This window comes from Fervidicola ferrireducens (assembly GCF_001562425.1).
In the GTDB taxonomy this organism is placed as follows: Bacteria; Bacillota; Thermosediminibacteria; order Thermosediminibacterales; family Thermosediminibacteraceae; genus Fervidicola; species Fervidicola ferrireducens.
This window is the reverse complement of the sequence record NZ_LOED01000017.1, coordinates 1-14,866: the sequence shown is the minus strand read 5'-3', so window position 1 is coordinate 14,866 and position 14,866 is coordinate 1. Positions and strand designations below refer to the sequence as shown.

The 14,866-nt window shown below is 49.8% G+C and carries 13 protein-coding genes; 12 read left to right on the top strand and 1 reads right to left on the bottom strand.

The features are described from left to right. The first annotated feature begins 172 nt into the window (after nt 1–172). The 8 genes from AN618_RS07225 (at nt 173) to AN618_RS12680 (ending at nt 9,730) form a co-directional block, all read left to right on the top strand. Nucleotides 173–751, top strand: coding sequence for a 2-oxoacid:acceptor oxidoreductase subunit gamma family protein (locus tag AN618_RS07225; RefSeq protein ID WP_066353532.1), 579 nt, complete (start codon nt 173–175; stop codon nt 749–751). Then, the gene (locus tag AN618_RS07220; protein ID WP_083515109.1) at nt 748–1,125 is read left to right on the top strand and encodes a 4Fe-4S binding protein; all 378 of its coding nucleotides are present in this window, start codon (nt 748–750) and stop codon (nt 1,123–1,125) included. The genes AN618_RS07225 and AN618_RS07220 overlap by 4 nt, the downstream gene beginning before the upstream one ends. Then, entirely contained in the window at nt 1,115–2,296 is a 1,182-nt protein-coding gene (gene porA / locus AN618_RS07215) for a pyruvate ferredoxin oxidoreductase (RefSeq protein WP_066353531.1), read from the top strand. The genes AN618_RS07220 and porA overlap by 11 nt, the downstream gene beginning before the upstream one ends. Before the next feature lie 8 nt (nt 2,297–2,304). Beyond that, nucleotides 2,305–3,252: a thiamine pyrophosphate-dependent enzyme gene (locus tag AN618_RS07210; protein ID WP_187694898.1), complete on the top strand. Its 948-nt coding sequence runs from the start codon at nt 2,305–2,307 to the stop codon at nt 3,250–3,252. Nucleotides 3,253–3,346: 94 nt separating this feature from the next. Further along, nucleotides 3,347–4,246, top strand: coding sequence for a patatin-like phospholipase family protein (locus tag AN618_RS07205; protein WP_066353529.1), 900 nt, complete (start codon nt 3,347–3,349; stop codon nt 4,244–4,246). A gap of 335 nt (nt 4,247–4,581) precedes the next feature. Next, nucleotides 4,582–4,707 carry an RCKP-type rubredoxin-like domain-containing protein gene (locus tag AN618_RS07200; RefSeq protein WP_066353528.1) on the top strand — a complete coding sequence of 42 codons (126 nt, stop codon included), beginning with the start codon at nt 4,582–4,584 and terminating at the stop codon, nt 4,705–4,707. A 6-nt stretch (nt 4,708–4,713) separates the two neighbouring features. After that, nucleotides 4,714–5,127: a Fur family transcriptional regulator gene (locus AN618_RS07195; protein WP_066353526.1), complete on the top strand. Its 414-nt coding sequence runs from the start codon at nt 4,714–4,716 to the stop codon at nt 5,125–5,127. Nucleotides 5,128–5,254: 127 nt separating this feature from the next. Then, complete coding sequence (locus AN618_RS12680) at nt 5,255–9,730, top strand: LAGLIDADG family homing endonuclease (RefSeq protein ID WP_083515116.1); 4,476 nt, start codon at nt 5,255–5,257, stop codon at nt 9,728–9,730. A 39-nt stretch (nt 9,731–9,769) separates the two neighbouring features. Here AN618_RS12680 and AN618_RS07180 read toward each other — a convergent pair whose 3' ends face one another. Further along, nucleotides 9,770–10,072: a TMEM165/GDT1 family protein gene (locus tag AN618_RS07180; protein ID WP_066353523.1), complete on the bottom strand. Its 303-nt coding sequence runs from the start codon at nt 10,070–10,072 to the stop codon at nt 9,770–9,772. A 268-nt stretch (nt 10,073–10,340) separates the two neighbouring features. On the opposite strand from AN618_RS07180, the gene AN618_RS07175 reads away from it, so the two are divergent. From AN618_RS07175 to AN618_RS07160, 4 genes are all read left to right on the top strand, one after another. Beyond that, nucleotides 10,341–10,628 (top strand): DUF503 domain-containing protein, encoded by a 288-nt coding sequence (locus tag AN618_RS07175; protein WP_066353522.1) that lies wholly within the window; start codon nt 10,341–10,343, stop codon nt 10,626–10,628. Nucleotides 10,629–10,704: 76 nt separating this feature from the next. Beyond that, entirely contained in the window at nt 10,705–12,165 is a 1,461-nt protein-coding gene (gene guaB, locus AN618_RS07170; protein ID WP_066353521.1) for an IMP dehydrogenase, read from the top strand. A 168-nt stretch (nt 12,166–12,333) separates the two neighbouring features. Further along, nucleotides 12,334–14,415 carry an elongation factor G gene (gene fusA, locus AN618_RS07165; RefSeq protein WP_066353520.1) on the top strand — a complete coding sequence of 694 codons (2,082 nt, stop codon included), beginning with the start codon at nt 12,334–12,336 and terminating at the stop codon, nt 14,413–14,415. Between the two features lie 84 nt (nt 14,416–14,499). Then, on the top strand, nt 14,500–14,730 hold the full coding sequence (locus AN618_RS07160) for a hypothetical protein (protein WP_066353519.1): 231 nt from the start codon (nt 14,500–14,502) through the stop codon (nt 14,728–14,730). The last annotated feature ends 136 nt before the right edge of the window (nt 14,731–14,866 follow it).

Genomic DNA, 14,866 nt, shown 5'->3' with positions numbered 1-14,866 from the left:
CAAATTCCCACTCTGTTATACTTTAATAGAGTTTACTGTATCATTTGATGAGGAGCTACAAAATTAAGGTCTTGAGGTTCTGTTATAACTAGAAGTCATATATGTACTATTACAGTACATATATGCAATTGTTGTTTTATAACAGGAAAAAAATCCGAAGGGAGGAAATTTCATGGCAAAGGTGCTGGAGATCCGCTGGCATGCCAGGGGCGGCCAGGGTGCAAAGACGGCGGCTCTCATGCTGGCCGAATCGGTAGCCGAAATGGGAAAGTACGTCCAGGGCTTTCCCGAGTATGGCCCCGAGAGGATGGGGGCTCCTATCCAGGCTTTTAACAGGATAAGTGATGAGCCCATTTACATCCACTCCAACGTGGTTAACCCCGATATCGTAATGGTGCTCGACCCCACATTGATAGGCAAGGCCAACATAACCGATGGGGTGCCTGAAGACGGCATTTACATCATCAATACCACCAAGACACCGGCCGAAGTGCGGAAGATGCTGGGTGTCAAGGGCGGCAAAATCTACACCGTGGATGCCAACCAGATATCGCTTGAAACGATAGGAAGGCCTATTCCCAACACTCCCATGATGGGGGCTTTTATCAAGGCCACGGGCATAATCCCCTTCGATGAGTTCATGGCTTGCATGAGAGAACAGCTGGCAAAGAAGTTCAAGTCAAAGCCCGAAGTGATAGAGGGCAACTTAAAGGCTATCGAGAGGGCTTACCAGGAGGTGAAGGGAGAATGACGCCGTACAATCCCTTTAACAGGAATTTCGGTTCGGGCACCAGGACGAAAGCGGTGCGTCCCGATATGAAGTGGCACGAGCTGACCCGGGCGGGCAACATATACGAACCGGGCAATGCCAATACTTACGAGACCGGCGACTGGAGATCCATAAGACCCGTATGGAATAAGGAGCGCTGCATACACTGCCTTTTCTGCTGGAGATACTGCCCCGATGCTTCCGTCATTGCAAAGGACGGCAAGTTCGAGACCTTCGACTACAAGCACTGCAAGGGATGCGGCATCTGTGCCAAGGTGTGTCCCGTCAATGCGATAGATATGGTCTCCGAGGATGAAATAGAAAAGGTGAAGGAGGCGAACAAGGATGAAAACTAAGGTGGCGCTTACCGGAAATGAAGCGGTAGCTCAGGCAATGAAACAAATAAACCCCGACGTAGTGGCTGCGTATCCGATTACTCCCCAGACCGAAATAGTCCAGATCTTTTCATCCTTCGTAGCCAACGGGGAAGTTGACACCGAGTTCGTGGCCGTTGAAAGCGAACACAGCGCCATGAGCGCCGCCATCGGTGCGGCAGCCGGCGGAGCCAGGGCCATGACCGCTACTTCCAGCCAGGGCCTTGCGCTGATGTTCGAGGTGGTTTATATCGCCGCTTCCTTGAGGCTGCCCATAGTGTTCCCCGTGGTAAACCGCGCGTTGAGCGGTCCCATAAACATCCACTGCGACCACAGCGATGCCATGGGACTCAGGGATTCTGGCGTAATACAGCTCTTTTCCGAGAACGCCCAGGAAGCTTACGACAACATGATTCAGGCGGTGCGCATAGCAGAGCACCCCGATGTGCGCCTCCCTGTAATGGTTAACATGGACGGCTTCATCACCAGCCACGCCATGGACGTGCTGGAGGTATTAGACGACGAGACCGTGAAGAATTTCGTCGGTACTTATGTACCCGAAGATTACCTGCTGGATGCGCAAAACCCCATTTCGATGGGTAACTTTGACATGTACGACTTTTACTTCGAACACAAACGCCAGCAGGTTGAAGCCATGAAGGCGGCAAAGGAAGTAATAAAAGAAGTGGGCAAAGAATTTGCGAAAATTTCCGGAAGGGAATACGGTCTCATCGAGTCGTATAAATTGGAAGATGCCGATGTGGCGGTAGTTGTGCTCAATTCTGCGGCAGGAACTGCAAAGGGAGTGGCAGACGAGCTCAGGGCTAAGGGCATTAAAGCTGGAGTTTTAAAGCCCAGAGTCTATAGACCCTTCCCGCAGGAGGAAATCCGCGAAGCCTTAAAAGGCGTCAAAGCCGTAGCCGTTATGGACAGGGCCGAAACCTTTTCTACTTGCGGAGGTCCCATGTTTGCCGATATCCGGAACACCCTTTACGACCTGAAGAATGACATAAAGGTGGTAAACTACATATACGGACTCGGCGGCAGGGATCTGAGGCTCGAGCATGTTCAGCAGGTTTTCGAGGACCTTGAGAACATCAGGAAGACCGGCAGGGTCGACGAGACTGTAAAATACCTGGGTCTGAGAGAATAGGAGGTGTCGTGATGGCGACTTTGAAGGAACTTTCCAAGGTTGAAGAAAGATTCGTCGGAGGCCACAGGCTATGCGCCGGTTGCGGCCACGGCATAACGGTGAGGATGATACTGAACGCGGCGGAAGGCTCTAACGTGGTTGTGGGCTGCGCGACGGGCTGCCTGGAGGTGGCCAGCACCATATATCCCTATACCGCGTGGAAATGCTCTTTTATCCACAATGCCTTTGAAAACGCAGGGGCGACCATCAGCGGAGTGGAAGCCGCATACAGGGCTTTAAAGAAAAAAGGCAAGGTGAAGGAAGATTTTAAATTCATAGCATTCGGCGGCGACGGCGGAACTTACGACATAGGGCTTCAATCGCTCTCGGGTGCCATGGAAAGAGGCCACAATATAGTTTACGTGTGTTTGGACAACGAGGCCTACATGAATACCGGCATCCAGCGCTCCAGCGCCACGCCGACTGGAGCCGACACCACCACGAGCCCGGCGGGCAAAGTGATTCCCGGCAAACAGCAGCCAAGGAAGGACCTGACGGCCATAATGGCGGCCCACAACATCCCCTATGTCGCCCAGACGGCGATAAACAACTGGCAGGATGTCCATAAGAAGGCCAAAAAAGCACTGGAAGTGGAAGGCCCGGCTTTCATCAACGTGCTTTCGCCGTGCCCGCGCGGATGGCGCTACAATACCCCCGACATTGTGGAAATAACGAAACTTGCGGTGGAAACCAGGTTCTGGCCGCTTTTCGAAGTGGAAAACGGCAAGTGGAAGCTGAATTACAAGCCCAAAAAATACGTGCCGATAGAGGAGTTCCTCAAACCCCAGGGCAGGTTCAGGCATCTTTTCAAGCCCGGCAACGAACACCTCATCAAGGCCATCCAGGAAGAAGTGGACAGCAGATGGCTGGCGCTCCTCGAGCGCTGCGGGGAAACTCCGGAACTTCCTCCAAGGTAAAAAAATCCCCCGCGGGATCTTATCCGCGGGGGGTTTTTTATTAGCACGAAAAATATACATATTATTAGAAAAGTTTTTCGAAAGGGTGGGGAAAGTGGTAGCGTCTCCTAAATACCGGTTCGGACTGGTTTTGAGCGGAGGGGGATTCAGGGGAGCCGTACACCTCGGGATATTAAAGGCCTTCCAGGAAAACGGGATTTATCCGGAAATCGTGGCGGGAACCAGCGCTGGCAGTATTGCGGCGGCGTTTTACGCCTGTGGCGTGAATATAGATTGGTTTGCAAGGGAAGTAAAATGCATGAAGCCGTGGAAAGCCCTGGACCCGGCCTTTCCGCTGGCTGCAATATTGGTCCTGCTTTACCGTTTCTGGCTGCGCCGGCCATCCGCCTTGGCGAAGTGGCCCGATGGACTTTTTAAAGGAGACAAAATCGAAGGTTGGCTGGATGACCTTTTTACGGGGAAAACCTTTGACGAACTTAAGATTCCGCTTTCGGTAGTCAGCGTTGACGTGGAAAGCGGCGAGACGGTGGTGTTCTGCCCCGAAAAAAATATCCCTCGAGAGGGATTGAGGAACACGGTTTTTATAAGCGACGTTCCGGTCTCCAGCGCAGTCAGAGCCAGCATCTCTCTTCCCGGCGTCTTTGTGCCCAAAAGAATAAAGGGTAGGAAACTAATAGACGGAGGCGTCAAAAATAACGTGCCGGTAGACGTGGCCTTCCACCAGGGGGCCGCGAAAGTCGTAGCCGTGGATTTGGGGAAGAGCAAAGGAAAGCGAAAGGTGGAGTCCATAATAGATGTGCTTATGGCTTCCGTGGACATAATGGGCACCGAAATCAATTATTGCGTCCGGAAGGAATACCCCGCCCTTTACCTTTACCCGGCGGTGCAGGGCGTGGGGTACGATGACTTTTACATGATTCCCGAGCTCATAAAATTCGGGGAGGAATTTGCAAAGCGGAGTTTAAAGGAAGTAATAGAGTATTTACAGGCTTGAAAAATCAGTGCTCCATGTATGCCGAATCGAACAGCAGGTCCTCCAGGAATTCCTCCATTATCCTCTCGACATCCTCCATGTCGTCCACAAAAAATTTCACTTTTTCGCCGGGTTTCATCGAAGACACCCCCTACATGCATAATTGTATACAAGTATCACTGTAATCTATTATACAACGATAATTTTATTTAGTCAACTAATTGGGCCGATCAAAAATGGGAAAAAATAAAAATGGAAAGGAACCGTCCTATTATTGACTTTGTGTAAGACTTATTATATATTTTTGTTGTGGCGAAAATAATAATAATTACTAGTATAAGAGGGAGGTGCGGAGCATGGCCGTGTGGAAGTGTACTGCTTGCGGACATGAAAAAGAAGGCCGCTGCAAGCCCAGAAAGTGTCCCCAGTGCGAGGCTAAAGATACTTTTGTGAAGGTTGAAAGTTCTAAGGAGGAAAAATAGCGTAAAATGCAGGGAAAAGAGAGAAAGAGGCCTTTGAGAAATAGCAGGCAAAGGGCAATTATCCTGGAAGTTCTTAAAAGCACCAAAACCCACCCTACCGCCGATTGGATATACGAGAAGGTGAGGAAAAAAATACCGAACATCAGCCTTGGGACCGTATACAGAAATCTGTCGGTGCTTAAGGAAATGGGTAAGATAATGGAATTGAACTGTGGTGAAAAATGCAGCAGATATGACGGAAATCCCGAAAATCACTATCATTTTGTATGCCTCAAATGCGGTCAGGTTTTCGATGTGGAAGGCCTTGCTGTGAACCGAAAAATCGACGAAGAAGTGTCCGAAAAAAACGGGTGGGAGGTCTTCTACCATAGGATGGAGTTTTACGGATTATGTGGGGAATGCAGCAAAAAGAACGATTAAAATTTTAGGGCGGTCAAAAGCCGCTTTTTTTATTGATTTTTATTTTTGAAAAAATGTCCCCCTTATGTCTATAATGAACTTGTACAGGGTTTTAATAAAGTGAGGTGAAAAGGTGAAGCGCAAGAAAATGAACCTTTCAGATAACGCCAAGGTGGTGCTGGAAAAGCGGTATCTTGCAAAAGACGAAGAAGGGAATATAGTGGAAACTCCCGAGGATATGATAGAAAGGGTAGCGAGGGCGGTAGCCGAAGCTGAGAAAAACTACGGGGGCGACCCAGAATACTGGGCCGAAAAATTTTACGATATCATGGCGGAACTGAAATTTCTTCCCAATTCTCCGACCCTCATGAATGCGGGAAGGGAGCTGGGACAGCTTTCGGCATGCTTTGTGCTGCCTGTGGAAGATTCCATGGAAGGCATCTTCGATGCCATTAAAAATGCGGCTCTCATCCATAAAAGCGGTGGAGGAACGGGGATGTCTTTTTCCCGGCTTAGGCCCAAAGGTGCGCTGGTTCGTTCGACAGGCGGGGAAGCATCGGGGCCGGTATCCTTCATGAAAGTATTCAATGCAGCTACAGAAGCGGTAAAACAAGGAGGCCGGCGCAGAGGAGCTAACATGGGCATCCTCAGGGTGGACCACCCCGATATTCTGGAGTTCATCCGCTGCAAGGAGGACGACAGGGAACTTACCAATTTTAACATAAGTGTTGCCGTTACCGATAAGTTCATGGAGGCCTTAAAAAACGACGACACTTACGAGCTGGTGGACCCCAACAGTGGCAGGGTCACGGGTAGGCTGAAGGCAAGGGAAGTCTTCGACCTAATAGTCGAGATGGCCTGGAAAAACGGTGAGCCCGGCGTGATTTTCATAGACCGGATAAACGCCAAAAATCCGACCCCCCACGTGGGCCAGATAGAAAGCACAAACCCGTGCGTAACCGGTGATACGTTGGTGGCTACCGAACGCGGCCTTGTTCCGGCTGCTGAACTCAAAATAGGCGACAGAATAGTAACTCCTGAAGGACTCAAGCCCATTACGGCTGTATATAATAACGGAATCCAGGACATTTTCGAGGTTGTTACTAAGGGAGGATATCGCCTAAAGGCGACAAAAGACCACAAACTCCAGACTTCCGATGGAGAATGGGTGTCTGTAGAAGAGCTGAAGCCCGGAGATAGGGTGAGGTTACAGAGCGGCTTTGCTTTCCCCGAGAACAGGTTATTACCGGAGGCGTTCGAAGTAATTAATCTCAGACAGCGGACCGGTTGGCTGTTGCCTCTCGAGTTTGATGAGGAGTACGGATTCCTCCTCGGTATGTTAGCGGGCAGCGGATACTACAGCAGTTCGAGTGCCCTGTATTTCGGTCAGAACGAGGCGGAACTGTTACAGCGGACCAGAGATATTCTTGATTCGTGGCATATTCAGTACCGGATAAGAACGCGGGGGAAAACTACGATTCTGGAGCTGCCGAAGAGCATCAGGCGGGTGTGGAAGGCTTTTGGGGCTATACCGGGCCGTTCCCGTTATCGTAGGGTGCCGAAAGCCATCTTTCAGGCTCAAAAATCCGTTGTCGCCGCTTTTCTGTCTGCTTTCTTTTCTTGCTCGGGTTCAATAGATGCTGACGGGGGTATAAGGGCCACTTCCGCCTCCAGGGAACTACTGCAGGAAATCCAGCTTTTACTTCAGGGTTTCGGGATAATGGCCAAGATAAGGCAGCAGGTCCGAGATAGGGCGGTGGGGTTCGGTACTTATTGCGACAGCTCCGGTCAGGTGCGTGCCTATACCTTTGGAGAATACTACGAAATTCGCATTTCACCTTCTCTCAGCAGCCGCTTCATGAGTGAGATAGGGTTTTGTTCGACTGAAAAAACATTGAAATTTTTTGAAAGGCGCTCCGGTAAGCTTTGTAAAATCGATGATGTCGAACTCCCGGCAGTATTTGAGGATGAAATAGAGTCAATAAAATTCATAGGACGGGAAGAGGTTTTTGATGTTACGGAGCCCGAGACGTTTACCTGGATCACCAACGGCTTCATCTCATTAGATTGCGGCGAGCAACCCCTCTTGCCGTACGAATCCTGTTTTGCCGCAGGTACCCGAATTATGACGGATAAAGGTTGGGAGACCGTAGAAGAAGCCTATATGAGACAGAGCAGGGGCGAGCAGGTTTCGGTCTATACCGACGGGCTCTTTACGAACGAAACCGGGCTTATCCTCCGGCCGGCTACCGTCATTCCCATCGGTGAGAGGGATATAGTGACTGTCGAGCTTCACAACGGACAGCGGCTGCAGGTTACCCCGGACCACAAAGTACTGACCCAGCGCGGGTGGGTCCCGGCCGGCTTGCTCACCGAAAAGGATTATGTATATCTGCCGGATGGGGTGTTTCCCGAGAAAGAAATCGATGTACAGGCAAGAAAGTTCTACCGGATGTTGGGCTGGATGGTTGGCGATGGATGGCATACGGAAAAGTCGAGCGGGCTCATATTCGGACCCGACGACGATAAGGCTGAAGCCGAGCTTTTGCCGGTATTTCAGGAACTCAGCGCTCGTTTGATTAGTCCCATGTCGAATGGAAGAATTCCGGCAGGAAGCCGTGCCGCCAATGGCACGCTGACAGTGGCATGTACCAACGCGGGAGTTCGTGAATTCCTTGTTGGGTGTGGGTTAGAATTTGCCTTGTCAAAAAATAAGCGGGTTCCGGATTCGGTGATGATGGCCTGTAAAGAAGTTCAGATCGAGTTCTTAAAAGGGCTATTCGGAGCAGAAGGCACCGTTGATGCCAGGCGTGCTAAGGTTTCTCTCACAACGGCGTCGAGGGAGCTCGCCGGCGACGTTCAGCTGCTGCTACTTGGCCTGGGCATCAAGTCCCGCGTCGAGACTTACCATCATAAGGACGGGCGTGAATGGAGCTACGTTATAATTACTAACGAAAGTCTGACGCGTTTCGCCGAACTTATTGGATTCCCTATGAATCCCGCCAAACAGGAGAGATTACTTAAGTGGATAAAAAACAGAAAGAGAAAATATCGTGATTCCAGACGAAGCCGGGTCAAGTCGGTGACTCCAGCGGGTCGGGCATACGTTTATGATGTTTCGGAGCCTGTAACTCATTCCCTCATAGCCGAGGGGATGATAGTCCACAATTGCAATTTGGGATCTATAAACCTGATGAAGTTTGTCAAAGACGACAAAATAGACTACGAAGGGCTGAAACAGGCCGTGCATACGGCCGTCCGCTTCCTGGACGACGTGATTGACGTAAACAAGTATCCGCTTCCGGAAATAGAAAAAATGACCAAAGCCAACCGCAAGATTGGCCTTGGGGTAATGGGATTTGCCGACATGCTTATAAAACTTGGCATCCCTTACGATTCCGAAGAAGCCTTGAAAGTGGCAGAAGATGTGATGGGCTTTATACAGAAGGAAGCGCGGAAAGCCTCGGAGGAGCTTGCGGAAATAAGGGGAGCCTTCCCGAATTTTGCAGGAAGCGTCTACGACGTTCCGGGAGCAAAGCCGGTAAGGAACGCGACGGTGACCACCATTGCCCCCACCGGGTCCATCAGCATCATTGCCGGCTGCTCCAGCGGCATAGAGCCGGTATTTGCCCTGGCTTTCGAGCGGAACGTCCTCGACAGGCAGCGTCTTATCGAAGTTTATCCGCTTTTCGAAGAGGAGATGAAAAAGAGAGGACTTTACAGCAAGGAGCTTATGGAGGAGGTTCTCGAGAAAGGTTCGCTTAAAGGTATCCCGGGGATACCGGAAGACATTAAACGCGTTTTTGTGACGGCGCACGAAGTATCGCCAGAATGGCACGTGAGGATACAGGCAGCCTTCCAAAAGTACACCGACAATGCGGTATCCAAGACAGTGAACTTTCCAAACAGCGCTACCCGCGAAGATGTCAAAAAGGTATATCTCCTCGCCTACGAGCTGGGCTGCAAGGGAGTAACGGTTTACAGAGACGGGAGCCGCGAGGAACAGGTGCTCAAAAAGGGCACCGGGCAGAGCAAGGATCTCACTGAAAGTACCTGTTCCTGCGAAGCGGTGCCGCAAAGGATAAAACCAAGGCCAAGGCCCAGCATAACCTACGGTAGCACCGAAAAGGTCAAGATAGGATGCGGTAATCTATATATAACGGTAAATTCCGATGAACACGGAATATGCGAAGTGTTCACGAACCTAGGAAGGGCCGGCGGATGTCCGTCCCAGTCGGAAGCCACGAGCCGCCTTATATCGCTGGCACTGCGTTCCGGCATAGATGTAAGGTCCATAGTGGAGCAGCTGAAGGGCATCCGCTGCCACTCGACACTGAGGCAGATGGCAAACAATAAGGACATCAAGGTGCTGTCGTGCCCGGATGCCATAGCAAGGGCTATAGAACGGCATATCGGGGAAAGCTGCGGCGAGGGAGGTAACAGCGTGGAATACTTAAAGAAAATATATGCATCTTCCGATACGGCGATGACTCTGGACGCTTCTTTAAACGAGAAAAGCCCGGAGAAAGAGACGAAAGCCGTTTGCCCCGAGTGCAACACCGTGCTGGAGCACGACGGAGGATGTGTGGTTTGCAGGTCCTGCGGCTATTCAAAATGCAATTAGGAAATACGAAAGTCCCGGGTCAAACCCGGGACTTTATTTTCATCCCCTCCCCAGCTGCTGCAACAATTGGGGCAGTCCTTCCACCAGGAGAAACGCTCCTATGCCTACGAAAAGCACCCCGGCTATGACTTTCATGTATACTGCAGGTACATACCTGGTGACCGCATGGCCGAACACCGCACCAAGAAAGGTCACCACGACCAGCGCCAAAGATGCCCCTAGAAATATCGGTATGGGTTTGTTATACTGGGTCACAAGGGTGAACACGGTAAGCTGGGTTTTATCACCGAGCTCCGCTAAAAAAAGCAGCCAAAAGGCCATGAAGAAAAGTTTCAGGTCCATATCTAGATTACCTCCCGGCTTTTTATATATTCCAAAAAATTAAGACCTCTATTCCGCAAAATGACGGAATAAAGGTCTCGTTCCCGAAAACGGCGAAAGCCCAGGCGGTTTACGCCAGCATGTTGAGCTTTCGAAGGCTTGGATGCCCGAACTACTCCCCTTTATTTGCCAATAAAATTATAGCAAAAAGGTTTAAGAAAGACAACACGTTTTCCACAAACTGTGGAAAAATGATGTGAATAATGTGGATAAGTAGGAGGGGTGCGAAATGGTAGTGGGGATTATGACGGTGGAAATTTTTCTCGGAGATGCTTTCAGTTTGAAAGAAAAGAGGCAGGTCGTAAAGAGCGTTATAGAGAGATTGAAAAACAGGTTCAACGTGTCGGTAGCGGAGGTGGGGAAGCAAAACGACCTTCAGTGGGCTGTAATAGGCATGGCTTGCGTTTCAAATAGCACAGAGCACGTAGAAAGCCAGATGGACCATATCCTAAACTTTATGAACGGCGACGGGAGGTTTTCAGTGGAGGAGATAGAAAGGGAAGTGCAGCACTTTTAAAAACCGAACTGTTGACACCTGTGGCGAATTTTGATAAACTTTCACATAAAAATAAACAAGTACAGGGGGCGGTTTTTTGGATAAATTAGAGGATAAGTTCGAAAAGGAAGGCCTTAGTTTTGACGACGTTCTTGTGCTTCCTGCTAAGTCTTCGGTGCTGCCTAAAGATGTAGATGTAAGTACGCGGCTTACTAACAACATAAGGTTAAATATCCCCATCGTAAGCGCCGCAATGGATACGGTTACGGAGGCGAGGCTTGCCATTGCCCTCGCCAGAGAAGGCGGCATAGGGATAATTCATAAAAATATGCCCATAGAAAAGCAAGCCCTCGAAGTGGACAAGGTGAAGAGGTCCGAGCACGGCGTCATAGTAGATCCGTTTTATCTTTCGCCGGACAACACCATCGGAGAAGCCATGGAACTCATGGCCAGATACCGCATATCGGGCGTTCCCATTACGGAGAACGGAAAACTGGTGGGCATAATCACCAACAGGGATATTCGCTTCGAGGACGACATGACGAAAAAGATAAGGGACGTAATGACCAAAGAAAATCTCGTCACGGCTCCGGTGGGCACCACCCTCGAAGAGGCAAAGTTGATTTTGAAAAAGCACAAGATAGAGAAATTGCCCCTGGTCGACGAACATTTTAATTTAAAGGGTCTGATTACTATAAAAGACATCGAAAAAGCAATAAAATATCCAAACGCTGCAAAGGACAAAAACGGCAGGCTGCTGGTAGGTGCCGCGGTGGGAGTCGGCAAGGATATGATGGACAGGGTTAAGGCTTTGGTCGAAGCGAAAGTTGACGTGGTGGTGGTGGATACGGCCCATGGCCATTCAGAGAATGTGATTAAAGCTGTGCAAGCCATAAAGGAGAAGTTCCCTGACCTAGACGTTATTGCGGGAAATGTAGCTACAGCCGAAGGCACGCGCGACCTTATTAAAGCCGGAGCAGATGCGGTCAAGGTCGGTATGGGGCCAGGATCTATATGCACTACAAGGGTCGTGGCGGGAACAGGTGTACCGCAGATTACCGCCATCTACGACTGTGCAAGGGAAGCACAGAAGTACGGCGTGCCGATAATAGCCGATGGCGGCATCAAGTATTCGGGTGACATCGTAAAGGCCATCGCGGCCGGCGCGGACTCGGTGATGATCGGCGGACTTTTCGCCGGTACGGAAGAAAGCCCCGGTGAGATCGAGATATACAAAGGGCGCAGCTTTAAAGTTTACAGGGGAATGGGTTCCCTCGGCGCTATGGAAGAGGGAAGCAAAGACCGATACTTCCAGGAAGATGCAAAAAAACTCGTGCCGGAAGGAGTGGAAGGACGCGTGCCTTACCGTGGGCCGCTTTCGGAGATTGTCTTCCAGCTGGTCGGGGGCCTGAGAGCTGGGATGGGTTACTGCGGCGCGAGAAACATCGAAGAGCTAAAGAAGGCGAAGTTCATAAAGATCACCTCTGCAGGCCTCAGGGAAAGCCATCCCCACGATGTTTACATTACAAAAGAAGCTCCGAATTATACCCAGTTCTAAGAACCGGTCAAAACCGGTTCTTTTTTTTAATCGGCACATTTCAAAATATTTTATCATAAGACAAAGAAAAGAAAATATGAAATTTAGCAGGAAAAAAGTAAATTAAGGTAGAATAACAATAGTAAATAATAAAATTATTTGTGCAAGTCGAAAAAGGAGGAGATCGGGTTGAAAAATTATAGCAGCGACAGAATAAAAAACATAGGCCTTTTCTCGCACAGCGGTGCAGGAAAGACCTCGCTTGCTGAAGCAATGCTGTTTACTGCGGGAGCCATAGACCGCCTCGGTAAAATAGATGACGGCAATACCACATTGGATTATGATCCGGAAGAAATAAAAAGGAAGATTTCCATTTCGCTGGCTTTAGCCCCGCTGGAGTGGAAGGGTTTCAAGATAAATATCTTGGACACTCCGGGTTATTTTGACTTTGTGGGAGAGGTTAAGAGCGCCCTCAGGGTGGTGGATGGAGCAGTTTTGGTCGTATGCGCAGTATCGGGAGTGGAAGTCGGCACCGAGCAGATGTTTAAGCTCATCGATGAACGGGGCTTGCCCCGGATGTTTTTCGTAAACAAGATAGACCGTGAAAACGCCAATTTTTACAAAGTGGTTGAAAAAATTCAGGAGACATTCGGGCAGAAAGCCGTGCCCATCCAATTGCCCATAGGACAGGAGGCGAGTTTCAGGGGACTGGTGGATGTAATCCGCAAAAAAGCCTATGAATTTGACGGAAAAGGTGCGAAAGAAATTCCAGTGCCCGAGGAGCTGAAGGACGATGTGGAAAACTACCGTCTGATGATAGTGGAAGCCGCCGCGGAATCTGATGACGACCTGCTTGCCAAGTACTTAGATGGAGAAGAATTGACCGATGAGGAAATAGAGCGCGGGCTGAAGGCGGGTGCAAAGGCGGGCCATATATATCCGATCCTTTGCGGTTCTTCGCTTACAAATAAGGGAATAAATTTCTTGTTGGATGCAATATGCGATTACCTGCCTTCGGCGGCGGAGGGAATGCCGGAGATAGGCAAAAATCCGAAAAGCGGGGAAGAAGAGAAGCGAGGATGCTCTAGCGATGAGCCTTTCAGCGCGATTGTTTTTAAGACCATGGCTGACCCGTTCGTGGGAAGGCTCAGCCTTTTTAAAGTGTGTTCGGGCACGATAAAGCCCGATACTGTGGTTTACAATGCGAACCGGGGCGTCGCCGAAAAAATCGGCCACTTATACTTTATGAAGGGAAAAAAGCAGGAAAACGTCCAAATCGCGGTGGCGGGCGACATAGTGGCCGTGGCAAAATTGCAAAGCACCTGCACCAACGACACTTTGTGCGATAAAGACCACCCGATCCTCCTTAAAGGAATAGATTTTCCGAAGCCAGTAATATCCTTTGCAGTAGAACCGAAGTCGAAGGGGGACGAAGAAAGGATTTCTTCGGGCCTGGCAAGGCTGACCGAAGAGGATTTGACCTTTAAGGTAGAAAAGAACAACGAAACCGGGCAGCTTCTCGTCTCAGGCATGGGAGAAATCCACCTGGAGGTGCTGGCGGCAAAGCTTTCCAGCAAATTCGGCTCGGAAGTAGTGCTAAGCGTGCCAAAAGTCCCCTACAGGGAGACGATAAGGGGCACAGCCAAGGTAGAAGGCAAGTACAAAAAGCAGACGGGCGGCAGAGGCCAGTACGGCCATGTTTGGATAGAATTTTCGCCTATAAATTCCGAAGACGGGTTCGAGTTTGAAGAAAAGATTTTCGGCGGTGCCGTTCCCAAACAGTATATCCCCGCCGTTGAAAAGGGGATAAGGGAAGCCATGAAAGAAGGCGTTTTAGCCGGTTACCCGGTGGTGGGCTTTAAGGCGGTGCTGTACGACGGGTCTTTCCATCCGGTGGATTCATCGGAACTCGCCTTCAAGATAGCCGCCTCCATGGCGTTCAAAAAGGGGATAACTCAGGCAAAGCCGGTGCTCCTAGAACCCATCTACGAGATGGAAGTGGTGGTGCCCGAACATTACATGGGCGATATAATTGGAGACCTCAACAAACGCCGGGGGCGTATAATGGGCATGGAGCTGAAGGATGGCATGCAGCATATAAAAGCGCAGGTGCCGCTTGCCGAGATATTCCGCTACGCCACGGATTTGAGGTCCATGACCCAGGGCAGGGGATGGTTCTCGGCCGTTTTTAGCCACTATGAAGAAGTGCCAGGGCCGATAGCCGAAAAGGTCATTGCCGAATCGGGTAAAAAGCATGCGGAAGAAGAGTGATTAAAAGCAAGGCCCCTTCCTTGGTTGAATTTTAAAAAGCTGGCGGGGAAAACTTAAAATAAACAGCAAAAAGGAGGGGCCGAAGTGGAAAAAAAACCGAATAAGCGTCTTGGCCATACGGAGGGAAGATTAGACGCCTTGTACAGAAAGAAAACCGATGACATCATCGAAGATGAGCTGGCGGATGACACGATGTACGGCGAGATAATTCCCAGCCTCATGGGATGGACTTCGTCTGAAGAGCAGGAGGAGCGGATGAATACGCTGCTTGAAATTTCTGAGGAACTTAGCAAAAAAAAGAGAAAAAAGGAATAAAATTTATAAGGAGGGAGTTTATCCCTCCGATTTTATCTCTGTCAATATCTTTTAAAAATGTCACCTAAAAATGGGCAAAAATGCGGTTAAATATCGTATGAAAATGTCACCTTAAAGAATCAAAAATATGGGGGCT